General features: G+C 60.6%; 26 protein-coding genes and 1 riboswitch. Of the genes, 1 reads left to right on the top strand and 25 read right to left on the bottom strand.

Annotation, left to right across the window (positions count from 1 at the left end; genetic code table 11):
- Nucleotides 1–5: 5 nt before the first annotated feature.
- The 24 genes from ABUA09_RS00340 to ABUA09_RS00225 form a co-directional block, all read right to left on the bottom strand.
- A complete protein-coding gene (locus ABUA09_RS00340) occupies nucleotides 6–851 on the bottom strand; it encodes an energy-coupling factor ABC transporter ATP-binding protein, CbiO family (RefSeq protein ID WP_058117641.1) in 846 nt (281 codons plus the stop codon).
- Nucleotides 848–1630: a cobalt ECF transporter T component CbiQ gene (gene cbiQ / locus ABUA09_RS00335; protein ID WP_058117640.1), complete on the bottom strand. Its 783-nt coding sequence runs from the start codon at nucleotides 1628–1630 to the stop codon at nucleotides 848–850. The genes ABUA09_RS00340 and cbiQ overlap by 4 nt, the downstream gene beginning before the upstream one ends.
- 2 nt (nucleotides 1631–1632) lie before the next feature.
- Nucleotides 1633–1926, bottom strand: coding sequence for a cobalt ECF transporter S component CbiN (locus ABUA09_RS00330; RefSeq protein WP_058117639.1), 294 nt, complete (start codon nucleotides 1924–1926; stop codon nucleotides 1633–1635).
- A gap of 16 nt (nucleotides 1927–1942) precedes the next feature.
- Nucleotides 1943–2659 carry an energy-coupling factor ABC transporter permease gene (locus ABUA09_RS00325; protein WP_058118743.1) on the bottom strand — a complete coding sequence of 239 codons (717 nt, stop codon included), beginning with the start codon at nucleotides 2657–2659 and terminating at the stop codon, nucleotides 1943–1945.
- 66 nt (nucleotides 2660–2725) lie between these two features.
- Nucleotides 2726–3505 carry a sirohydrochlorin cobaltochelatase gene (locus ABUA09_RS00320; protein WP_058117638.1) on the bottom strand — a complete coding sequence of 260 codons (780 nt, stop codon included), beginning with the start codon at nucleotides 3503–3505 and terminating at the stop codon, nucleotides 2726–2728.
- Nucleotides 3506–3525: 20 nt separating this feature from the next.
- Nucleotides 3526–4170 carry a precorrin-8X methylmutase gene (locus tag ABUA09_RS00315; protein ID WP_033117189.1) on the bottom strand — a complete coding sequence of 215 codons (645 nt, stop codon included), beginning with the start codon at nucleotides 4168–4170 and terminating at the stop codon, nucleotides 3526–3528.
- Between the two features lie 4 nt (nucleotides 4171–4174).
- Nucleotides 4175–5677 carry a cobyric acid synthase gene (locus tag ABUA09_RS00310; RefSeq protein ID WP_058117637.1) on the bottom strand — a complete coding sequence of 501 codons (1503 nt, stop codon included), beginning with the start codon at nucleotides 5675–5677 and terminating at the stop codon, nucleotides 4175–4177.
- Nucleotides 5678–6736 carry a pyridoxal phosphate-dependent aminotransferase gene (locus tag ABUA09_RS00305; protein ID WP_058117636.1) on the bottom strand — a complete coding sequence of 353 codons (1059 nt, stop codon included), beginning with the start codon at nucleotides 6734–6736 and terminating at the stop codon, nucleotides 5678–5680.
- Nucleotides 6737–6775: 39 nt separating this feature from the next.
- Nucleotides 6776–7747, bottom strand: coding sequence for an adenosylcobinamide-phosphate synthase CbiB (gene cbiB / locus ABUA09_RS00300; RefSeq protein ID WP_195614237.1), 972 nt, complete (start codon nucleotides 7745–7747; stop codon nucleotides 6776–6778).
- Entirely contained in the window at nucleotides 7744–8328 is a 585-nt protein-coding gene (locus ABUA09_RS00295; protein ID WP_349948987.1) for a histidine phosphatase family protein, read from the bottom strand. Before ABUA09_RS00295 ends, cbiB begins: the two co-directional genes overlap by 4 nt.
- The gene (locus tag ABUA09_RS00290) at nucleotides 8319–8699 is read right to left on the bottom strand and encodes a bifunctional adenosylcobinamide kinase/adenosylcobinamide-phosphate guanylyltransferase (protein WP_227151557.1); all 381 of its coding nucleotides are present in this window, start codon (nucleotides 8697–8699) and stop codon (nucleotides 8319–8321) included. Before ABUA09_RS00290 ends, ABUA09_RS00295 begins: the two co-directional genes overlap by 10 nt.
- Entirely contained in the window at nucleotides 8696–9463 is a 768-nt protein-coding gene (locus ABUA09_RS00285) for an adenosylcobinamide-GDP ribazoletransferase (RefSeq protein ID WP_195607650.1), read from the bottom strand. Before ABUA09_RS00285 ends, ABUA09_RS00290 begins: the two co-directional genes overlap by 4 nt.
- A 6-nt stretch (nucleotides 9464–9469) precedes the next feature.
- Nucleotides 9470–9985 carry a bifunctional adenosylcobinamide kinase/adenosylcobinamide-phosphate guanylyltransferase gene (locus ABUA09_RS00280; protein WP_208319081.1) on the bottom strand — a complete coding sequence of 172 codons (516 nt, stop codon included), beginning with the start codon at nucleotides 9983–9985 and terminating at the stop codon, nucleotides 9470–9472.
- A gap of 25 nt (nucleotides 9986–10010) precedes the next feature.
- Nucleotides 10011–11069 (bottom strand): nicotinate-nucleotide--dimethylbenzimidazole phosphoribosyltransferase, encoded by a 1059-nt coding sequence (cobT, locus tag ABUA09_RS00275; protein WP_033117181.1) that lies wholly within the window; start codon nucleotides 11067–11069, stop codon nucleotides 10011–10013.
- Nucleotides 11066–12436 (bottom strand): cobyrinic acid a,c-diamide synthase CobB, encoded by a 1371-nt coding sequence (locus ABUA09_RS00270; protein WP_195607582.1) that lies wholly within the window; start codon nucleotides 12434–12436, stop codon nucleotides 11066–11068. The genes cobT and ABUA09_RS00270 overlap by 4 nt, the downstream gene beginning before the upstream one ends.
- Entirely contained in the window at nucleotides 12429–13640 is a 1212-nt protein-coding gene (cbiE, locus tag ABUA09_RS00265; protein ID WP_082636029.1) for a precorrin-6y C5,15-methyltransferase (decarboxylating) subunit CbiE, read from the bottom strand. Before cbiE ends, ABUA09_RS00270 begins: the two co-directional genes overlap by 8 nt.
- Nucleotides 13637–14383 carry a precorrin-6A reductase gene (cobK, locus tag ABUA09_RS00260; protein ID WP_033117179.1) on the bottom strand — a complete coding sequence of 249 codons (747 nt, stop codon included), beginning with the start codon at nucleotides 14381–14383 and terminating at the stop codon, nucleotides 13637–13639. The genes cbiE and cobK overlap by 4 nt, the downstream gene beginning before the upstream one ends.
- A 23-nt stretch (nucleotides 14384–14406) precedes the next feature.
- A complete protein-coding gene (gene cobJ / locus ABUA09_RS00255; protein ID WP_195607584.1) occupies nucleotides 14407–15144 on the bottom strand; it encodes a precorrin-3B C(17)-methyltransferase in 738 nt (245 codons plus the stop codon).
- Nucleotides 15141–16175: a cobalamin biosynthesis protein gene (locus ABUA09_RS00250; RefSeq protein WP_195614242.1), complete on the bottom strand. Its 1035-nt coding sequence runs from the start codon at nucleotides 16173–16175 to the stop codon at nucleotides 15141–15143. Before ABUA09_RS00250 ends, cobJ begins: the two co-directional genes overlap by 4 nt.
- Nucleotides 16172–16930: a precorrin-4 C(11)-methyltransferase gene (cobM, locus tag ABUA09_RS00245; protein WP_195614243.1), complete on the bottom strand. Its 759-nt coding sequence runs from the start codon at nucleotides 16928–16930 to the stop codon at nucleotides 16172–16174. Before cobM ends, ABUA09_RS00250 begins: the two co-directional genes overlap by 4 nt.
- Before the next feature lie 31 nt (nucleotides 16931–16961).
- A complete protein-coding gene (cbiD, locus tag ABUA09_RS00240; protein ID WP_058117626.1) occupies nucleotides 16962–18101 on the bottom strand; it encodes a cobalt-precorrin-5B (C(1))-methyltransferase CbiD in 1140 nt (379 codons plus the stop codon).
- Between the two features lie 91 nt (nucleotides 18102–18192).
- Nucleotides 18193–18387: riboswitch (cobalamin riboswitch) on the bottom strand.
- An 85-nt stretch (nucleotides 18388–18472) separates the two neighbouring features.
- Nucleotides 18473–19345 (bottom strand): B12-binding domain-containing radical SAM protein, encoded by an 873-nt coding sequence (locus tag ABUA09_RS00235; RefSeq protein WP_033117174.1) that lies wholly within the window; start codon nucleotides 19343–19345, stop codon nucleotides 18473–18475.
- Nucleotides 19346–19347: 2 nt separating this feature from the next.
- Nucleotides 19348–20415 (bottom strand): histidinol-phosphate transaminase, encoded by a 1068-nt coding sequence (gene hisC / locus ABUA09_RS00230; RefSeq protein WP_279204165.1) that lies wholly within the window; start codon nucleotides 20413–20415, stop codon nucleotides 19348–19350.
- Nucleotides 20412–20606 carry a DUF951 domain-containing protein gene (locus ABUA09_RS00225; protein ID WP_033117172.1) on the bottom strand — a complete coding sequence of 65 codons (195 nt, stop codon included), beginning with the start codon at nucleotides 20604–20606 and terminating at the stop codon, nucleotides 20412–20414. The genes hisC and ABUA09_RS00225 overlap by 4 nt, the downstream gene beginning before the upstream one ends.
- Nucleotides 20607–20809: 203 nt before the next feature.
- On the opposite strand from ABUA09_RS00225, the gene ABUA09_RS00220 reads away from it, so the two are divergent.
- The gene (locus ABUA09_RS00220; protein WP_227151560.1) at nucleotides 20810–21742 is read left to right on the top strand and encodes a S1 RNA-binding domain-containing protein; all 933 of its coding nucleotides are present in this window, start codon (nucleotides 20810–20812) and stop codon (nucleotides 21740–21742) included.
- A 52-nt stretch (nucleotides 21743–21794) separates the two neighbouring features.
- On the opposite strand, the gene ABUA09_RS00215 is transcribed toward ABUA09_RS00220, so the two are convergent.
- Nucleotides 21795–22643 (bottom strand): YwqG family protein, encoded by an 849-nt coding sequence (locus tag ABUA09_RS00215; RefSeq protein WP_058117623.1) that lies wholly within the window; start codon nucleotides 22641–22643, stop codon nucleotides 21795–21797.
- Nucleotides 22644–22681: the final 38 nt, after the last annotated feature.

Here is a 22681-nt window from a genome sequence, read left to right as displayed (position 1 = left end):
AAATGTCACGTCTCCTGTAGCAGTCTATTGATCTCTCTCCGCGCCGCACCGATAGTGGCGGCGGACCGGTCAGCGTCCAGCCCGTCCCTGTCCCGCAGGATCTCCATCAGATGGGCGATGCGCGGCAGGCGCAAATGATTCTCCCGCAGCAGCTCCGGCTGGGAAAAAAGCGCTTCTGTGGTCCCCTCCGCCACTATCTTCCCTCCGTTGAGGAGGTAGGCATAGTCACAGTAAAGGGGTACGATATCCATATCGTGGGTGGCAATGATAATCGTCATCCCCAGCCTGCCGCGCAGCTCGGCGAGGAGACGCATAATATCGCTGACCCCCTGGGGGTCCAAGCCAGCCGTAGGTTCATCCAGAATCACCACGCTGGGCTCCATCACCAGCACCCCGGCGATGGCCACACGCTTTTTTTGCCCAAAGGACAACGCATGGGTGGGTTTTCCCTTCAGATGGGTCACACCGGTCCACTCCATCGCCTCATCCACCCGGCGGCGCACCTCCTCCTCAGGAAGTCCCAGATTTACGCCTCCAAATGAGATGTCACGATATACGTCGGCGGAAAAAAGCTGGTCATCCGGGTCCTGAAAGACGATACCCACCTGCTTGCGGACGGATATGAGCCCCTTCCGATCGTACGTGACAGGGATGCCGTCCACCCTCACTTCCCCGCCGGCCGGGGTGAGGACTCCGTTCAGATTTAAAAACAGGGTGGACTTTCCGGCCCCGTTTGCGCCCAAAATCCCAGTTATTTTCCCCCGCTCCGCCCGGAACGAGATGTGGTCCAGCGCCACCGTGCCGTCCTCATAGGTATAATAAAGGTCCCTCGCCTCAATGGCATAGGTCATTTCAGCACCCCGCTTTCCGCGAAAAATACCAGAAGTTGCAGCGCTACTACGCCAATGCCCCAGAAATAGAGTTTTTTCCCATCCTGGTACTCCATGGGCAGCGTAACAAGACTCCCGGTATATCCTCTGGCCTCCAGTGCAGCGTACACCCGGTCTCCCTGCCTCCAAGCCCGGAGAAACACCAGCGAAAGCATTGTTCCCACACAGTCCAAACTCTGCCGGAACCCCTGATAGCCGAGCCTGGACTCCTGGGCCACGCGGATACGCCCTGCCGTGTCCATCAGGACAAAGATAAACCGATAGATGAGTTCCATAAGCTCCACCAGCAGCCTGGGCACATGGAGCCGCTCCAGCGCCATGGTGAGATCGGTCACAGGCGTATTGAGCGACAAAAAATACATGGCGGAGATGGCGCCCACCGCTTTGCAAAAAACCATCAGGCCCATCTGGAGATAACCAACAGTGATCCCCCACCGGAACTGTCCCAACAGGTGAAAGGCACACAGCGCCTCCGTTTCCTCAGAAATCGGCCGCAATACGATGGTAGCGCAGCCAATGACCAGAAAAGCCAGCGGGATCTTCAGAAAATGGAGCACCGTCTCCAGTCTCTGCCCCCCAAGCCTCACCGTGAGCACTCCCATCACAAGCGCCGTCACAAGACCCACGGAAATGCTCTCGCTGAACAGGCACACCAGCAGCACAGTCAGAGAGAACCAGAGCTTGGGGATCGGGTCCACCTCCTTGAGCCGTGAGGAATATGCGTACCGATCCGTCCCCATGGTCACACCCTCTTGGATTCCTCCGGTTTTCTCGCCGTGATGCGCCCCAGCACAAAGCACACGACACCGGAACCAAGCGCCGCCTGGAGCGCGAAAAGCAGGGACTCGATCTCCCCGCTGGCAGGCTCCGACAAGGGCTCGAACCAAGGCTCATAGTCGGGATTGGTCTCCTCGATGAGCGCTCCGGCGATCCCATCGGCTCCGCCAAACTCCGCATCCTTACAATACCAGAGAGGGAAGGCGGCCAACAGGACGACCAAGGCAATCAGAATCACGTTTTTCTGCCAGACTTTCATGCTTCTTCCCCCCTCTTTATAGTACAGAGAGCTCTTGGAGCTCCACGGCAGAGTATTTTTCCAGCACGTTGAACACCACCACGGTCAGCAGCCCCTCGGCAATGGCCAGAGGAATCTGGGTCACGGCAAAGATAGCCAGATACTCTCCAAAGTTGCCGTGGACCACGCCCAATTGAACGGATGTGGTCACATAGGTGAGCAGGTCCCCCAGGGCTGCGGCAAAGAATACGGCCACAGAGGGCTTGGTCTTCGCTTTTTTCAGTAACGTATAAACACCCCAGGACACAAAAGGTCCTACGATGGCCATAGAGAAAACATTAGCGCCCAAAGTGGTCAGGCCGCCGTGGGCCAACAACAGCGCCTGAAAAAGCAGGACGATGAGCCCCAGGATCGTGGTGGCGGTGGGCCCGAACAGGATAGCGCCCAGCCCCACTCCGGTGGGATGAGAGCAGGACCCTGTGACCGATGGAATCTTCAGTGCGGAGAGGACAAAAGCGAAGGCGCCGCACATGGCCAGGAGCACTTTTGCTTTGGGATTGAGGTCCACCTTCTTTTTAATAGAGAAAAAACCGGAAACTACAAATGGGACGCATACCGCCATCCAACCGAATGCCCAAGCCTTGGGCAGCATCCCCTCGGCGATGTGCATAGCTGATGCGCCAGACGGCATAAGGCCCAGTAGGGCAATGGACGCCGCCAAGAGCCTGAACCTGCGTGGAACACGATACTTCATCAGAATGCTCTCCTTTATTTCCTCTTGCAGAAATTCGCGGCACCGCCGCACTCCTGTTTTTCGTTTTTATTCGGCCTCCTCGGCGTGTCGGACAAAGACTTCCCGAATCCCAGGATACTCTCCCAATCCGGAAAGCACGCACTTCACGTCATAGCCCCGCGCCGCAATCCGGCTTTTCCAGGAGTACGGCTCATCCCCCGCCAAGTCATTTTTGGCGTGATCGCCCGCCACCACCATCAGCGGATAGAGCACGACCTTTTTCACCCCCGGACGCTCGTCCAGCCGATGCAGTACCTCTTCCACCCCGGGATATCCCTCTACCGTGCCGATAAGTACATCGGTCCGCCCCAGATCGTGAAAGACATACTCCAATTGACAGTAGGCGGGATTTGCGAAGTGTTCCGTTCCGTGCCCCATAAAGACAAGCGCCGTATCCTTCTCCCGTGTCGGCAGGACCTGCAGGAGCGCCTGCGCCGTGACCTTGTAATCCTGTACCGTGGTCAGCAAGGGGCGGCCTATGGCCAGGCGCACAAATTTCTCCCGGAACGGCTCTGTCTGCGCCGCGAGTTTATCGTATTCGTCTCCGTTCATGATGTGTGTGGGCTGGAGCACCACATCGTCGAATCCCTCCGCCGCCAAGCGTGAGAGGGCCTGCGGCACATCGTCGATATGCAGCCCGTCCCGGCGCTCCAGCTTCCGGAGGATCATGCCGCTGGTAAATGCCCGGCGCTGGACTCTGCCCGTCATACGCCCGGCGATGTCCCACTCGATGGGCTGAATGGTCTTTTCCAGCGTATCCAGGTGGCTGGTCCCGAAGGATACCACCAACACAGCTTGTCCGGCCATCGTATCCACCCCCTCCGATATTATTCTCTGGCGTTTCCCGACGCCAGGTACAGCATGGCATTGCAGATACAGGCGGCCACATTGGACCCGCCCTTCCGACCGCGAGCCACGATATAGGGGACCTGCTCGGTGAGCAGGAGCTCCTTGCTCTCCACCACATTGACAAAGCCCACCGGCACGCCAATGACCAGCGCAGGTCTCAGCTCTCCAGCCTCCATGAGCTCGCAGGCCCGGACCAACGCTGTGGGCGCATTTCCCAGAGCCAGGATTAAAGGCCCCTTCAGCCGCGCGGCCCGCTCCATGGAGACCGTTGCCCGGGTAACCCCCCGCTCTTTGGCCTCATTGGCCACGTCGACGTCGGACATAAAGCAGAGCACCTCGCCGCCAAACCGCTCCAATACCCGTTTATTGATCCCAGAACGTGCCATCTGGGTATCGGTGACGATCGTGCAGCCCTGCCGGATGGCTTCCACGCCTCTCTGTACCGCGCCTTCGGAAAATACCAGATGATCGGCATAATCAAAATCGGCAGTGGTATGGATGACCCGCTTCACCACGGGCAGCACCTCTGCCGGGAAGCTCCGCTCTCCCAGTTCCGATTGAATGATCTCCATGCTCCGCGCCTCGATGTCCGCAGGCGCTACTCTCTGCAATTCTACCTTCATATCTCTATTCCTCGCCGTTCAAAATACGGTATACCCGCTCCATATCCAAACTTTCCCGCACCCCGGCGGCCAGCTTGTCGTACTGCTCCTCCTGATAGCTCCGATAGTCTATCGCAGCGGCGGTGGAGGAGAGTCCCTTCGTGGCAAAGAGCGCATTGACCAGCCCCTGGGCGCTCTCTGCCCGCTCAAAAATACCGTGCACATAGCTGCCCCAGATGTTACCACAGGATGCGCCATCCCGCTTGGTCTGCCCATCCAGCGTGGTAATCTCTGTCAGAGGCTTTCCTTCATCCAGAAGAGTCGTGTCTCCCATATGAATCTCATACCCGTCGAAAGGAACACCGTTGAGGCCGGCAAAGACTCCCTGGGCACCGAAATAGGTCCCTTTCACCCGTGTCCGGGTCTTTTCCCCCCGGAACACCGTGGAAACGGGCAGCAGTCCCATACCGGCCAGCTCTCCGCCGCTCTCCACCCCATCGGGATCAGAAAGGGTGCGCCCCAGCATCTGATAGCCGCCGCAGACGCCCAACACGGCTCCGCCCCGGCTGGCATGCTGGAGCACTTTGGCCTCCAGCCCATTTTGACGCATCCATTTGAGGTCATCCATCGTGCTTTTGGTGCCCGGAAGGATCACCAAATCAGGATTTCCGAACTTCCCCGGAGTGCGCACATAGCGCACCGTTACTCCGGAGAGACGCTCCAAAGGGTTGAAATCCGTAAAGTTGGAGATGCGGGGCAGTTGAATCACCGCGATATCCAGCAGTCCCACCTGCCCCTCCCCCCTCATTTTGGAGGAGAGAGAATCCTCATCGTCCACATCCACATCCAGCATGGGCACTACGCCCAATACCGGCTTGCCGGTGAGCTCCTCCAATGTGACCAGTCCAGGCCGCAAAATCTCCACATCGCCACGAAACTTATTGATGAGAAGGCCCTTGATCCGCGCCTGCTCCTCCGGTTCCAAAAGCTTCACCGTCCCGTAGAGAGAGGCAAATACGCCGCCGCGGTCGATGTCTCCCGCCAACAGCACCGGAGCGCCTGCCAGTCTAGCCATACCCATGTTGACAAAATCATCCTGGCGGAGGTTGATCTCCGCCGGGCTTCCCGCCCCCTCGATCACGATGATGTCGTTCTCAGCGGAGAGGCTCTCAAAGGCCGCCATGATCTCAGGAATCAGCGCCTTTTTGTACTTGAAATACGCCACAGCCCCCATGGTCCCCCGGGGCACGCCGTTTACAATGACTTGGCTTCCCGTATCGTTGGTGGGCTTGAGGAGCACCGGATTCATCCTCACGTCGGGGGCTACTCCCGCAGCCTCCGCCTGGACCACCTGAGCCCTTCCCATCTCCAGACCGTCTGCGGTGATAAAGGAATTGAGCGCCATATTTTGGGATTTAAAAGGGGCCACTCGATAGCCGTCCTGATGAAAAATACGGCACAGCCCCGCCGCCAGCAGACTTTTTCCCGCATTGGAGGCAGTCCCCTGGATCATGATCGCTTTTGCCATTTACAGCACCTCTTTCAATGCCCGGACAAGCCGTTCATTTTCTCCCCTCAGGCGGATCGCGATCCGATAGTAGTCCTCTGTCAGCCCCACATAGTTGGCACAGGAGCGGATGAGGATTCCCCGCTTCAGAAGCCGTTCTCTCAGATCCGTCACGCCCGCCCTCTGAAAAAGGAGATAATTTGCCGCGCTGGGAAACACCCGCAGACCCAAGCCGGTCAACTCGCCGGTCAGCCAGCGTCTCTCCACCTCAATCAACTGCCGGGCCAACAGCGGATGGAGGGGCTCCTGCAAGGCCGCCACTCCGGCTGCCTGGGCCGGAGCAGATACGCTCCAGGGCTGAGCGCACCGGGAGAGTCGGTCCAGCAGACCCGTATCCGATGTGATACAGTAGCCCAGCCGCAGTCCCGGCATGGCATAGCACTTGGTAAAAGCCCGCAGCAGGAGCAGATTGGGATAGGACTTCACGTATCCGGCGAGGCCCCCCGACTCCCCGCTGTCGGATAGGGCCAGGAAGCACTCGTCTACCACCAGCCGTATCCCCCTGCCCGCGCATCGCTCCAGAATGCGCTCCATGAGTCCGCGCGCAATAGGCTGCCCGGTGGGATTATTGGGCGTGCAAAAGAAAGCCATCTCCAAGCGTCCGTCCAGATCCTCCAGCACAGCATCTGTCAAGTTAAAATCGTTGTCAGGTGTCAGACGGTGGTAGACCACTTCGCTTCCCGCAGCTTCCATGGCCTCCTGATACTCCGAAAAGGTAGGCGCCGTGACCAGGGCCCGCTTGGGCCTGAGTGCAAAGGCCAGCCGGAAGATGAGATCCGCCGCTCCATTGCCGCAGAGGACCCATTCCCGCTCCACGCCGTCCCGCCGTGCGATCCCCTCGGTAAGCACGCGGCACAGGGGGTCTGGGTAATGAACGGCTCCCTTTACTGCGGCGGCCGCCGCCCGGCGCACGGACTCCGGCATGCCCAGCGGATTCAGATTGGCGGAGAAGTCCACGATTTCCCCCTGAAACCCCATCTTGGCAGTGAGAATGTCGCCGCCGTGGGTATACGCTTTCATCCGATCCCCCCTCCTTTCGTTCTTTTCTTTCTCCTGCCCTCAGGCCAGGCTCAGCAGCAGGGGTATCCCGCAAAAAAGCACCATGGCCAGGAAAGCTGTGGCATACATGAGCCGGTTGGCGCGGAGAATATCCGCAGCCTCCACCGGGCGCATGGCGTCTCCGATAGAGGGCTTTTCCACTAACGTGCCAAAATAATAATTGCTCCCGGCCAGCTCCACATCCAGCGCCCCGGCGCAGGCCGCCTCCGTATGGGCGGAGTTGGGGCTCTTGTGATTTTTTCGGTCCCGCTTAAAGATACGCCACGCGTTTTTTCCATCAAATCCTGCGGGACGGGCCGCCAGACACATGAGTACGCCCGCCAAACGGGCCGGGATCCAATTCACCACATCATCCAGCTTGGCCGCCGCCCGGCCAAAGTAGAGATACCGGTCATTCTTGTACCCTACCATAGAATCCATGGTATTGACGGACTTGTAGAGCATTCCCAGAGGCGCTCCCCCCAGGGCCAGACACAGAAGAGGCGCAATCACGCCGTCGGAGGCGTTCTCGGCCACGGTCTCCACCGCCGCCTTGGCAACGCCGGTCCTGTCCAGCCGGTCTGTATCCCGTCCCACGATCATGGAGACAGCACGCCTGGCCTCTTCCAGGGTCCCGTCCCGCAGGGCCCGGTAGACCTTTACGCTCTCGTCCCGCAGGGAGCGGGCAGCCAGAAGCTGATAACACAGTACCGTCTGTGCGGCAAACGCCAGCCAGGGATGGATCCGTCCGCACAGCCATAAGATCAGCACGGTGACGCCGGTGGATATTCCGCCCACCAGTACCACCAGAACGCCGCCTGCCGCCAGTTCGCCCCGCTCTCCCCTGGGAAAAACCGTCCGCAGGAGCTTTTCCAGTCCGGCGATCAACGCGCCGATGGCCCGTACCGGATGGGGCATCCAGTGGGGGTCTCCCAGCAGAAGGTCCAGGCAGACCCCCAACAGAAGAGCATATAGCCGCAGGGTAAGGCTCATGCCCTGACCCTCCCGACGGTCCCCAGAATGTCCAGCCGAAGAGGGTCTCTGCACAGTTCGGCCCGGTAGCCGCCGCAGTTCTGGGGATACCAATCGTAAAAGCGCTCCCGGCTCGGCCGGCCATGGAGCGTGAGCATCCCCATCAGAAGACCTCCGTGGGACACCACGCCAATGCGCTCATAGCCCCGCGCGGCAGCATCGTCGGCAAGCTGCCCCAGCGCCCTGGAACCCCGGCGGGCACAGTCTTCGGCGGGCTCACCCACCGCCATCTCCCCCGCCAGCCATCGCTGGTAGAGAGGATCGCTCTTGAGCTCCTCATGATTCTTCCCCTCAAAAGGGCCGAAGTCGGTCTCCCGCAGATCGTCCACAACCGTGTGTTCCACCCCCGGCCACAGCAGTTCCGCCGTCCTGCGGCAGCGGAGCATGGGACTGATATAGAGATGCTCCACCGTGGGCAGCAGCGGTGCGGTCTCGCGGGCCAGCGTCTCCCCCTCGGGCGCCAAGGGTACATCCAGCCGTCCCACAAAGCGCTTTTCCTTGTTTCCCTGGGTCACACTGTGCCGTACCAGGATCACTTCCATGCCCCTTCCCCCTTCAACACCATACTCAGTCCGCAGAAGATGCGCTCCACCCGGTCCGCCCGCCGGGCCAGCACACAGCACAGGCGTCCCACTGCCTCTCGCCAGCTCCGCTCTCCAGGATCGATGGGCACCACCCCACAGCCCACCTCGTCACAAAGGATGACCACGTCCGGGTTATCCTCGAGGACTGTGTCCAGCTTTTCCTCCAGGTTTTCGTCCGGATGTTCCCGTATCCAAGACTCCAGGCCGACAAAAATCGGTTTCCTTCTTGCCGCCTCAGGGTCACAGGCCACATCCTCCGGGCCGCACCCTGTCTTTTCTATGGCATAAGCCAGCTTGCCCTGGCCTGTACCGCCGATGAGCAAAATCATAACAGCACCTCGATCCGCTGGGCCAGTACTACCTGGAGCACCATAGCGCATTCACAGATCTGGAGAAAAAATCCCGCCAGGTCCCCGGTGACACCTCCAAACTGTCGTGTAGACATGACCCTATAGTAGAGAAAGGACAGCAGCGCCCCAGCCACCGTGAATGCTCCGGCCCACAGGTCCAGCCACAGCATTCCGGCGCAGCAGCCGATTACCCACAGTACCAGCACCACCCGCGCCCGCTTGGCGTCCATGGGCTGCGTAAAGGTTGCCAGCAGACCGCTCCCACGGGCGTTGGGCCAGGAGCAGGCCGCCAGGCCGGACAGGCTGCGGGACAGCGCCGGCCCTAGGCACAGAACCCAGAACGCGCCGCCGGTCGGCTCCGCTTCGCACCATACCGCAAAGAAGGTGATGAGATACAGGCAGCAGCAGATGATGGCAAAGGCTCCTGTGTGGGAGTCCTTTAATATTTCCAGCTTTTTTTCTCTAGGCTGGTGGGAGCCCAGCGCGTCGGCCGTGTCACAGAAGCCGTCCAAGTGGATGGCCCCGCTCACCGCCACGGGCAGCAGCAACGCCCCAGCGGCCCGGAGCCAGGGTCCGATATCCAACAGTGCGCACAGCTCCAGCCACAACCCCAGAAGCAGACCGATCACCACCCCCACCACTGGAAAAAAGCACAGCGCCCAGGAGAGACTCTTTCGATCCCACTCCACCTGAGGCACTGGGAGCTTGGAGTACATCGCCACCGCAATCCAAAGAGATCGCATCACATCCTACTCCCCCTTCCAGCAGACAGGTATGCCGCAGACCACCTCATAGACCCTGTCCGCCTGGGCCGCGATGACCCGATTGAGTTGGGCGAGACATGCCAGGTATGCCGCCGTCTCCGGATCATAGCAGACTCCGTCGGAAAAAAGCTCATTGGTGACCACCACGGCAGTGGATGACCGGTCCCGCAGCTTCCGTATCCCTGTGAGCACCCTCTCAGGGACTCCCGCCCGGTCTCCGCCGTCGAACCACTCGTTGGCCGCGAGGTTGGAAAGGTCCTCCAGCAGCACCACCGCCCCTTCGGGGACCGGCATCTCTCCGAGGCGGACCGGCCGCTCCACCGTGCGGAATCCCTTTCCGGCCCGCATGGCCCGATGCCGCTCCACCCGCTTCCGGCTCTCAGCATCCCAAACCTGCATTGTGGCCACATAGATCCGCTCTCCCGCCTGGGTGCGGACCACCAGTTCCTCGGCATACCGTGATTTTCCGCTTGCCGAGCCGCCGCTGACCAAAATAAGCATCGCCGTTCTCCGCCCCGTCTCCGCTTTATGTCAGCGGTTGATATGCCTCGATGTTCGTGGCCTCAAAGGTACACATCTCCCGGTAGACCGCAAGCCCCATGTCCAGCAGCGGCATAACGGCCACTGCCCCGGTCCCCTCACCCAGACACATGCCCGCGTAGAGGAACGGAGTGAGCCCCAGCGCCTCCAGCACCAGCTTTCCGGCCGGCTCATTCGATGCGTGGCTGCCCAGCATGTAGTCCTTTACCGCCGGACACAGGCTGGCCGCCACCAGCGCAGCCGCAGAGGAAATAAACCCGTCCACGAGCACGGGAATATGGTGATAGGCGCCCCCCAGGAATACTCCGGCAAGCCCGGCGATATCCAACCCGCCCACCTTATGCAGAACATCAAGACCATCCGCCGGATCGGGGCGGTTCACGGCGATGGCGGTCTCGATGGCCCTGATCTTCAGGCGGAGCCCCTCTGTAGAGAGCCCGGCGCCCCTGCCTGTCACGTCTGCCGGCTCCTGACGCAGCAAGACAGAGACGACGGCGCTGGAGGTGGTGGTGTTTCCAATGCCCATCTCTCCGGTGGCCAGCAGCCGATAGCCCTGTTCCTTGAGCTCGCCCACCAACTCCACCCCCGTCAGGATGGCCCGCTCCGCCTCTTCACGGGTCATGGCCGGACCTTGGGTCATATTGGCTGTTCCCCGCCGGATATTTTTCTGGCGGATCTTCCCGCCCTTTACCGGGCGGGCGACACCAATGTCCACAGGAATCACATCGGCGCCAGCCACGTGAGACATCCGGCACACGGAGGTGTCCCCGGTGGACATGTTTTCCGTGACAATCGCCGTGACCTCCTGCCCCGTCTGGGTGACGCCCTCCTCTACCACGCCGTTGTCGGCGCACATGACCACCACAGCCCGCTTGGAGATATCTATGTTAGGGCTTCCTGTCATTCCGGCGATCCGGATGACATCCGTCTCCAACATGCCCAGGCTGTTCAGCGGGTGAGCGACGGCATCCCACCGGCGCTTCGCCTCCGCCATGGCTCGTTGCTCTGCGGGCGCGATCTGCGTGAGGATATCCTCTAATCTCATTGCAATTCCTCCCTATATCTGACACAGGCCGCAGTAAATCGCCGGGCGGCCTCGGGTCTGGATGCAAAATGGAAATGCGGGAATCCGGCGTAGAGACGGGCCGAAGTGTGGACACAGTCCCACTTGCGGTCCGATTGGGGCTTTCGCGCTGTAAATCCCGCCCCGGGGTCTGTGCTCTCCCAATAGTGGAATTCATGCCCAGGCAGGGTCTCTCCCGCGCGGCAGAGTAGATTGTCTTTCTCCGCTGTCAGCGTCACATATCCAAACCGCCCCATTCTGTCGGTGCGGTACGCCCGGGCCTCCAGCACATTGGCCATAGGGTAGCTCTCCCCGTCGCTGCCCTCCATGCTCTGATGCAGATAGAGGAATCCGCCGCACTCAGCCACACAGGGCATCCCGCCCAGCACGGCTTTTCGCACCGCCTTTCGCATGGCGATGTTCTCTGAAAGACGTCTGGCATACAGCTCCGGGTATCCCCCCCCCAGGTAAAGCCCGCAGGCCCCAGCAGGAAGCGCAGTATCCTCCATGGGGGAAAACTCCACCAGCTCAGCGCCCTGCCGCCGCAGTTCCGCCAGGCCGTCCTCATAATAAAAGCAAAACGCGTTATCTCTGGCCAAAGCCACCACTGGAGGAGTCCCCGCGATTTTCACCGGTTTTTCCGGCGTATACGTGAGATCCGGCGCAGCGCCGGAAAGGGCCAGGAGGCCGTCTATATCCAGCGTTTTTTCCGCCTGTTCCGCCAACCTCCGCAGCTTTTCCCGCAGATCTCCCACCTCGGCGGCCGTGATCAGGCCCAGATGGCGGCTCTCCAGCGCACACTCCGACATGAGGGGCAGGTACCCAAACACTGGGATCCCGACCTCCTCCTCCACACATGCTTTGAGGCGCGGGTACAGCATGGGGGAGCAGCGATTCAGGATCACGCCCCGAATCCCACTGTCAGGCCGGAATTCCGCCAGTCCCTTTACCAGGGCGGCCGCAGAGAGGGCCCGCCCTCTGGCGTCCGCCACCAGTATCGCCGGCGTCCCTGTGGTTCGTGCCAGATCATAGGTGCCTGCGTCACTGCTCATTCCGATGCCGTCATAATAACCCATGACTCCCTCGACCACGGCCAGACTGCTCCCCGCCGTGTTCTCCGCAAGCAGTCGACATGTCGTGTCCGCCCCCAGGAAAAACAGATCCAAGTTCCGGGATTTTGCCCCAATGATCTCACTATGGAACATGGGATCGATGTAGTCAGGTCCGCATTTAAAGGCAACTGGCCGCATTCCGCGGTCTACCAGCGCCTGGAGAATAGCGCAGGTCATCGTGGTCTTACCTCCTCCGCTGGCGGGGGCACAGAGGAGGAGCCGAGGCGTCTTACTCACCGGGCCGCCCCTCCCCGCTGATGATCCATACCGGATTCTGGGCGTTCATCATGTGGTAGCGGCCCACCTCCCGCGTCTTGGTGACGGCAACCTGGAGCACATCGACGCCGGAGAGGCCCAGAGTCCGGAAGCACCGTACCGCCTCGGCCAGCGTCTCCAGGGTGATAGCATTGACCACCACCCGCGCGGCGGGGTTCTTTTCGAATACAACGCGCAGGATCGCCTCCATATCTCCGGAGGTCCCCCCCAGAAACACCCGGTCCGGTGCCGGCAGTCCGTCCAGGACTTCAGGGGCTGTCCCGGGTACGACGTGGAGGTTGGAGACCCCAAATTGCTCCTTGTTCCTGCGGAGCAGCTCCAGCGCGTCCGCTTTCTTCTCTATGGCATACACCCGTCCGGCCGGAAGGGCAAGTCCTCCCTCCACCGAGACCGAGCCGGTGCCCGCGCCCACATCCCAGAGGACGTGGTGGGCGCATAGTCTCAGTTTGGAAAGGGAGATGGTGCGGACCTCCTCCTTGGTCATGGGGGCATCTCCCCGGAGAAACGCGTCGTCCGGAATGCCGGAGTTGGAAACGCCCCGGAAAACAGGGCTGGGATTCCGGCACAGCAGTACGGCCAAATCCGAGAACTCCAGCTCCGCCAGCTCCGCGGCCGTGCCGGTAACGATACGCTCTTCCGCATAGGAGAGGTTCTCCCCCACGGAGATCTCCACCCAGTCCATGCCCCATTCGGCAATGGCCCGGCATACATCCTGGGCCTTGGTCTTTCCGCCGGTGAGAAGGAAGGTCTTGGCGTGGCTTTGCACCTCGCCAGCCGCATTGAGTATACGTCCGTGGGCGCTGGCCACATGGGCGTCCTGCCAGGATGTCTTCAGCTTGGTGCATAGGTAGGCCAGGGAGCTGATACCAGGGAGGCTCTCCACCTCGTATCCCTCCAGCAGCGGCCACAGATTTTTGGCGCCGCTGTAAAAGCCCACATCCCCGGAGAGCAGCACCCCCACCGGACTCTCGCCGCAGGTCTCAATATAGGCAAGGATGTCCGCCGCCGCAATGAGCGGCACACAATTCTTTCCCTTCTGATAGGGCTCCAGCAGGCGGGGGGCCCCGACCAGCACAGGGCAGGCTTCAATCGCCCGTTCCGCCTCTGCTGTCAGCGTGGCGGGGTTCCCCATTCCCACGCCGATCAGGCATACTTTTGGTTTCACCGCAGCGCCTCCTTGAAATCCGTTTTTAACTCTTCCAGGCTCCTTCCTGTCTCCTGACAGGGCCTCTCCACCACCACGAGGGCGCAGCCAGCTTCCCGTGCGGCCTCCACCTTGTCCCAAAAGCCGCCGGCCCCGCCCGACGCCTTGGTCACAAGCGCCCCAATCCCATACTGGCGGATAATCGCCAGGTTCAGCTCCTTGGAAAAGGGCCCCTGCATACACAGAACATGCGCGGGCGAAAAGCCCAACTCCAGACAGCGCCCCAGAGAGTCCAGGCTGGGCAGTACCCGTGGAAAGCAGCGATCCCGCAGCCCCGGCACGGCAAAGGGGGCAAGCTCCTTGCTCCCGGTGGTGAGCAGAATGCCGCCCTCAACCGCTGTGAGCCGCTCCGCCGCTCCTGCCAGATCCGACACGCAGATCCAGTCCCCCTTGACCGCGCCATCCCGCAGGAGGCGCTGATAAGGAAGCCCGGCGTTTTCTGCCGCAGTCCGGAGATTTCGGGTGACCTCCACGGCATAGGGATGTGTGGCATCCACCACCCGTTCAAAGCGACCTTCCCTCATCAGCCCCTCCATGCCGGATCGGTCCAACCGGCCGGTATGGACACGGATGCGGGGATCACTGGGGATCAGAGAGGCCCCATATCCCGTAGCCACACAGAGCGTAACGCCCACGCCCTCTCCCGCCAGCCATTCCGCAAGCTCACGTCCCTCGGAAGTGCCTCCGAACAGCAGAATATGCATGGGTGTTTCCCCTCTCCTTCCGCTCAATTCTCCCGCTGGAGGTAGCCACGCGGCGTTACCATCTTCCCATTCAGCACCCGGGTCTGGCTGCTGCCAATAAAGACCGTGGTGAACATATCCACCTTCGTGTCCCGCAGCGCCGCCAGCGTCGTAAGCACGGCGCACTCTCCCTCCCGGCCGATGTTCTGCACAAAGCCGCAGACCGTGTCCGGCGCCTTTCCCGCCGCAAGCAGGATATCGCAGGCACGCCTCAAATGGTCCGGCCGGCTGTGGCTCGCCGGATTGTAGAGGCAGAGCACAAAATCCGCCTGGGCCGCACAGATGAGCCGCCGCTCGATTTTTTCCCACGGCGTAAGGAGGTCCGACAGGGATACCACCGCGAAGTCGTGGGTCAGCGGGGCACCCAGCACAGCGGCTCCGCCGCAGGCGGCGGTAATGCCCGGAACAACCTCGATCTCGATGGGGGGATATTCCTGAGCCACCTCATAGACCAGTGCGGCCATACCATAAATGCCGGAGTCGCCGGAGCACACCATGGCCACATCCTTTCCAGCCACAGCCTCCTCCACCGCCGCGCGGCAGCGGTCCACCTCTTTGCGCATACCGGTAGAGCGCATCTCTTTGTGGGAAAACTCCTCCCGAATCAGCTCGATATATGCGGTATAACCTATGATCAGTTCGGCCTGTTCCAGCGCCTCCCGCGCCCGACCAGTCAGGTCCCGGCCCGCGCCGGGGCCCAAACCCACTACGGTCACTCTCATGCGCTCTCTCCTTCCAATGATATCACAAGGGGCTCACGGCTCACCGCTACGGTAACGCCTCCCCCAGCCTGCTTCCTGACGATCAGTTCACCGCCCGCCCGGACAGCGGCACGCTCACAGACATTGTCCACGCCCGTGACGCCCCGAACAAATTCCGAAGGCGTGAATTCGCCGGAAATCTCCGCCAGTTCCTGTGGAGTAAAGGTCCGCAGAGGCAGTCCCCACTGCCGGCAAAAGGCCAGCAGTCCCGCCTCCCCTTTTTTGAGGTCAATGGTACATACCTGCCTGACCGCCTTCGGTGAAAGCCGGTGAGCACGCAACACCTCCCCCACCGCTCCGGCGATGGCCTCCGGCGTCACGCCGCGGCGGCATCCGATCCCCAGATTCAACACCCTGGGGATCAGCCTCAGCGTCATGGGAAAGGGCGCGGCGGCAACGTCCAGCGTGATGGCAACCCCCAACTCCGCTACACCCTCTATCACCCCGTCCGGCAGTTCTCCTTGTATAGGAAAATCACTTTTCAGTCCCACTGGTTTACCGCTCAGCAGGGCCGCCGAAATACACTTTGCCGCCTCTTTCCCGTCAAGGAAAAAACCTTGCTCCCTTGCCCACTGATCCACGGCAAATTTTCCATTTACATCCGTGGCAGTGGACACAGCCGCCCTGCCGCCGGTTATCGCCGCCACAGTCCTGGCAAGGTCGTTTGCTCCTCCCACATGTCCGGAGAGGAGCGGTACCGCGAACTGCCCTGCCTCATCCACCGAGACAACGGCGGGATCGGTGAACTTGTCCCTCACATAGGGAGCAATGGCCCGGACCGCAATGCCGCTGGCACCGATGAAGAGGATTCCCTCGCAGTCGGCAAAGCGTTCTCCCGTCCACGCGCCCAGATTCTCGTAAGTCGGGACCGCCAAATTCAGCCGTGCGGGAACCGCTATCATGCAGCGGTTTCCCAGTCCCGTCAATTTCTCCGCCAGCGCCTGGGCCAGTGCCGCTCCCCGCGCGGTAAAGGCGGTGAGCGCCAGTCTCACGATTCGTTCCCCACCCGGTAGCCGTGGGTAAATCCGGGATCATAGAGCTTGGAGCGCTCATACTGGCCGCTCAGGAAGCCTCCCACGGTAATAAGGGCCGTCTTGGTAACCTGGTTTTCTTTTGCCGTCCGGGCCAGGGTGGAAACCGTACAGCGGTATACCCGCTGTTCCGGCCAAGTGGCCTTATAGACAATCGCGGCCGGGGTATCGGGTTCATATCCGCCCTCCATCAGCTCTCTCTCCACATCTTCGAGGAGTCCTGTGGAGAGGAACAGCACCATTGTGCAGCCATGCGAGGCCATCTTAGACAGCTTTTCCCTTTCGGGGACCGGCGTCCGGCCTGCCATCCGTGTGATAATGACGCTTTGCGACACCTCCGGAAGGGTATATTCCGCCTCCAGCGCGGCCGCCGCACCGGAAAAAGAGGATACGCCCGGTGTTACGTCATAGGCGATCTCCAGCTCGTCCAAGCGGTCCATCTGCTCCCGGATGGCCCCATAAAGAGAGGGGTCTCCGGTGTGGAGCCGAACGGTGGTGCCTCCGGATGCCTCCGTGGCCTTCATCACATCTATCACATCCTCCAGGGTCATGGAGGCACTGTCATAGACGGCACAGTCCTCCTTCTTGTTCTCCAGAAGCGCCGGATTTACCAGAGAGCCGGCATAGATGATCACATCCGCTTCCCGCAGAAGCCGTGCGCCGCGGACAGTGATGAGGTCCGCGGCTCCGGGGCCCGCGCCAATAAAGTGGATCATAGTTTCCTCTTCCTTTCCGTTTGAAATGGTCTCAGTCCGGGGCGTGGAGCGCGGCCAGCCGCTCCGCTCCCGGCGTCCGGCCCAGTATCCCATGCTTGTTGGAGAAAAAAATGGCCTCGATGTCCATATCCTCTCCCGCCCGTGCCTTGAGCCTCTGGTCCAGTGCACCGGCCAGGGATGCCATTACAGGCTCCCGCAGTCCGGCGCGGTCCAGAATATCAACTGCTTCGTCTGTGGTGATGGCCAGAAACACCGCCTCCACAACAGTACGGTCCCCACTGCACAGGGCCGTATGCGCCGCCAGGGTCTCCCGCCGGGCATCGGATACCCTGGAGTGCGTATTCATGTTTCCCGCCGCAGCCTTGCACAGCTTGCCCAGATGGCCCACCAGCAGAAAGCTGCGAAATCCCAACCCTGCTGCGTGATCAATGGCCTCTCCAATATAGTTGGAGCAGGTGGCCCAGTGGTCCAGCGACAGGTGGAGAACTTCCCTTGAAAAATGTTCGCCGTAATTACCAGGAGTCACCACGATGTCTCCCGCCCCCGCCGCAGCCTGCATGTCCAGCTCCAGACGCAGGGAATCTATAAGTGCGGCTTCACTCATAGGCCGCACAATGCCGGAGGTCCCCAGGATAGAAATGCCCCCTGTGATCCCCAGCCGGGGATTAAAGGTCCTTTTTGCCAATTCCTCCCCTGCCGGAACGGAGATCTCCACCCGGAGCCCCTCGGAGTACCCCGCCTTCCGGCGTACTTCCTCCATCTGGCGAAGGATCATTTCCCGGGGCACATGATTGATGGCCGCCTCGCCTACCGGCTGGTCCAGTCCGGGCCGGGTGACCCGCCCTACGCCCACCCCGCCTTCGATGGTGACTTCGCGGGCTTTCGTCTTTTCCACCTTGGCAAAAATCAAGGTGCCATGGGTGGCGTCCGGGTCATCTCCCCCGTCCTTCCGGACCGCACAGGAGGCCCATCCGCATCCCGACGCCGGCTCTAAGAGCTCGGCTTCCACAGGGATGCCGGCGGGCGTCTCCACCCGGACCAGAGCGGGCATCTCCCCTGTGAGCAGAAGCTCCGCCGCCCCCCGTGCCGCAGCGGCGGCACAGGTACCGGTCGTATACCCGCAGCGGAGACGGCCGCGGCCAACGGAGATATAGTGTTCAAAGGTGCCCATACGCCGCCTCCCGACAAAAAATGGTCCCTCTCCGGGCGGAGAGGGACCATGAAAACGGGCATGGCACTGCCGCTCTCCACCTAAGAGTCATGCTTGTGTATTCCGCACGGCAGGTCTCCTGGCTTGCGCTTCTCCCTCGGGCGTCCCTTCTCGGCAATCGATCATTACCAATGGGCTTTTGTACGCCGTCGTCCACGCTTACAGTAGAGGTAAGACTGCGCCGGTCTTTCACCGGACTTCCCTTTTCAGCAGCTGCGTCGCTGCACCAATGCGATACTCCGTATTTTGTTTTCCTATCTATTATAACAAGTAACCCGCAGGAAGTAAAGGCATTCTTCTCCACCTGTCCCTCCCATTTTTCCGTCCCTCCATCAGAGTCCCCGGCTCCACTCCGGCCGCATCCCAGTACCGCTCTCCAGCGCTTGGTCCAGACGGGATAGAAAGTATGCACGGTCTTCGGGCAGGCTTCCCTTCAGAGGCACGTAATTGGAGGCATGGTCGCAGGTGAAGTGGAGCGGGTCCACCTCCAGCTTTTCAATGAGCAATCGTGCCTCCCGCAGGGTATCCCGCGCCGTGGCCGCCTGAAATCTTCCCGCTCTCCATTCCTGATAGAGATCTGTGCCCGGATACAGCGTCAGCGTCAGCGCCGAGAGATGCCTGGGGCGCATCTCATTGATCATGGCCGCAGTATCCAGAATATGCCGCCGCCCAGCCTCACCAGGGCCGGCCAGACCCAGGATCACCATGACCCAGAGGTCAAAGCCCGCCTCCCTGAGACGGATTCCCGCCTCCAGCATCTGCCGCGCGTCCGCCCCCTTTTTGACCGCGTGCAGAAGCGCGTCGCTTCCGCTCTCCACTCCCAGATAGGCACGGGTCAGCCCGGCCTTCCGCAGGGTTTTCAGTTCTTCCGGTGTTTTGGAAAGCGTGCTCAGCGGCCCAGCATACGTGGTCACCTTCTCCAGGGATGGGAAGGCGTCATAAAGGGCGTCCAGAATCGAAAGCAGTTCCTCCGTTTTCATGATGATCGCATCTCCGTCACAGAGGAACACCCGACGAAGGTCCCCATAGCAGGCTTTTGCCATGCGGATATCCTCCAGGATATCCGGCAAAGGGCGGATATGGAACCGTTTCCCCCGATACATCCGGCAAAACGTACAGGTGTTGTGAGAACACCCCACCGTGGTCTGCAGGAGATAGCTCTTCCACTCTCCGGGCGGACGGTAGATATCACCTTCATAGCGCATATTCAGCCCTCCGTCAGCGCCTTGAGGGCTGCACGGAGGGCGTCCATCTCATCGTCCGTCCCGACACTGATGCGCAGATAGTTGCCGATACGGGGCCGGTCAAACCAGCGCACCAGAATCCCCTGCTCCCGCAGCCCGTCCAACAGCGCCTTTCCGGTGCGTTTCGGATGGCTGACAAACAGGAAGTTTGCCTTGGACTCCAGGACAGCAAACCCCATTGCACGCAGCCGCTCCTCCGTCCGCTCCCGGGTGCGGATTACGCGTTCTCTCATCTCCTCAAAGTAGGGCCCATCCTCCAGCGCCGCCACGGCTCCCGCCTGCGCCAGACGGTCCACTGTATAGGAGTTGATGGAGTCCCGCACACAACAGAGCCCGGAGATCAGATTCGGACTGCCCAGCGCATAGCCCACCCGCAGTCCGGCCAACGCGCGGCTTTTGGAGAGCGTGCGCACGACCACCAGGTTGTCATACTCCTTCAGCAATGTGTCGGCCGATACGCCGCCGAAGTCCACATAGGCCTCGTCCACCAGCACAACCACATCCCGATGCTCCTCCAGCACCCGCCGGATATCCTCCAGGTCCACCGACCGGCCTGTAGGAGCGTTGGGATTGGCGATGACCACGCCGCCGCAGTTTTCAGCCTTGCAGAACCGCTCCACCGGAAGAGAAAAATCCTCATCCAGCGGGATCTGCCAGGCTTTGAGCCCAAAATAGTCGGTATAAACAGCATAAAACGTGTAGGTGATATCCGCAAAAAGAATCGGACGCTCCGGATCAAAGAAAGCCTGAAAGCAAAAAGCCAGGACCTCATCGGAACCATTTCCCGGGAAAACCTGTTCCGGTGTTACCCCATGGAGCTTGGCGGCGGCTGCACGCAGCCCGGCACATTCCGGATCCGGATAGAGCCGAAGCCCCTCCCCCGCCGCCGACTTTACGGCTTCCACTACTTTGGGCGAAGGGGGATAGGGGTTTTCGTTGGTGTTCAGTTTGATAAACGTCCTGCCCCTGGGCTGCTCACCCGGCACATAGGGCACCGCATCCCGGATTCGCCTGCTCCAATACTCTTTCATGCTTCGTTCCCCTCACTGTGCAGGATTTTTTTGATATTCTTCTCCGCCTTGCTGCGCGGAAGCATGACCTCATGCCCGCACCCCTGGCAGCGGAGGCGAAAATCCATCCCCACCCGCAGCACCAACCAGTGTCTGCTTCCACAGGGATGCGCCTTTTTCATCTCTAACACATCGCCCAGTCGGACATCCATGCTTATCGCCTCCTGAAAAGATTCCCCTTTTGCCGCAAAATGACAAAGCGCTCACCCCTACGGACAAAGACATCCTCTTCCGGGGCCGCCACAACGGATGGTATTATTATAGGTTCCCCGGGTCTCCCTGTCAATTCCGGGTGTCCCCCCGCATATAGTGGCTTATCAGCAAAAAAACGGAGTATCGGAAAGGAATGATCGGGATGATCAGTCATTTTCTCCCCGAGGGCAGACGCTTGACCGCTCCGGACAATCTGGCCGCCTGCGCCACAGTGTCCGCGCTTCGCTCCGCCCGGGACCGGGGCATGATTTTAGAGGGCCGCGCCCTCTCCTGCAGCACGGACCACGATTTGACCGTTGCCGTAGGCCCTTTTACGGGCCGTATTCCCCGAGAGGACACCGCTTTGGGCGTGGCGGAAGGAACCACCAAGGAGATCGCCATCTTGTCCCGCGTGGGCAAGCCGGTCTGCTTTACGATCGTTTCTGTTTCCGGTCCGGACAGTCAACCCGTTCTGGTTCTCTCCCGTCGTCGAGCCCAGGAGATTGCGCAGCAGGCCCTGATGTCTGAGCTCAAGCCCGGGATGGTCATTCCCGCCACAGTCACCCATATGGAGCCCTTCGGCGCTTTTGTGGACATCGGCTGCGGACTGGTCTCCATGATCGGCATTGAACATATCTCCATCTCCCGCATCCCGCACCCCTCCTGCCGGTTTTCCGTCGGGCAGGAGATCCACGCCGCCGTACTGGAAACGCTGCCGGAGCAGGGCCGCGTAAAGCTGACTCACCGAGAACTGTTGGGCACATGGGCAGAGAACGCCAGGGATTTTGCGCCGGGTATGACAGTGGAGGGAACCGTTCGCGGCCTGAAAGACTACGGTGCCTTTATCGAGCTGACCCCCAACCTGTCGGGGCTCGCAGAGCCAAGGACCGACCTGCGCGAAGGGGACCGCGTCTCTGTCTTCCTGAAGGCGATGCTCCCGGAGCGAATGAAAATCAAACTGCTGGTCATCGAAAGGCTCCCTCCGGCCACCGAAACGGCTGCGCTGCACTATTTTATCCGTGAGGGGCGGCTTGCCCATTGGCGTTATGCCCCGGACGGCTGCCGAAAAGCAGGCGTGGAAACCACATTCTTATAAAACGGTCAAAACCCGGAGCTCCGATCAGCGGTCGGCGCTCCGGGCTTTTTTCTCAGCCGCATTGCAGGACCATCCAGATGCGGTCAAATCTCCTCTGGGCCAGATCCTCCCCGCGGATATAAAAATAGATACAGCCGCAATCGCCGAACATCAGCTCAAATCCATCCCGCTCCACGGTCCCCATCTGGAAGAGAAGCCGCCAGTCCCGGCTATTCTCCCGAAGGCGGTCCCACTCTTCCGGCGGCAACTCCTGCGGGTGGCCGCAGTAAATTCCGCTGTCCGCCATCTCACACTCCAAAAGCATGCTCCCCTGGATCAGATTCGCATAGCCCAGCAGTTTGGTGACTTTCTCCGGCTCCTCAGACGCCTTGCACCCCCGCAGAGTCCGTTCTTCCTCATAGGTATCCCAATCGATACCTTCTCCAAATTGCTCCCGGAATTCTTCGTAGTCAGGCACTTCGTCCCTGTTTTTGAAGGAGATCGGGATCTCCGGAACCAGGTAATCGGCCTTCAGATCTCCCGGAGGTTCCGTCTCAATGAGACCGGCCGGCCCGCCTTCATAGTAAAGTACCCGCGCACAGCCTCGATCTTTTGGATCAAACCCCCAAGCCATCGTCTCCAATTCATAAAAGAAGTAGAGCATCCCCCTGGACGGCAGGACACCGTCTATGTCCAGGTCCGCGATCTCCGCCAAATTGATCTGCGCCAAAAAGGAGAGCGGCCGCCTGGCAGTCACTCCATCATAATTCGTGCCCTCATACCGATACCACTCGAATTCTTTGGGGAGATGAGGTTTTCCACCCACCTTACTGCTCCCCAGCTCTACTTTTCCAGGCCCGTCCGCAGGCAAGAGCTCAATGGAATTCCGTCTCTTTTTGTGAAACCACTCCGGAAGGTTCATTTATTTCCCCCATTTCCCGCCGATATTGTTCGGCCTCC

This window comes from Intestinimonas sp. RTP31139st1_F5_RTP31139_211217 (assembly GCF_040226735.1).
Taxonomy (GTDB): Bacteria; Bacillota; Clostridia; order Oscillospirales; family Oscillospiraceae; genus Intestinimonas; species Intestinimonas butyriciproducens.
This window is presented reverse-complemented; position numbering and strand designations above follow the sequence as displayed.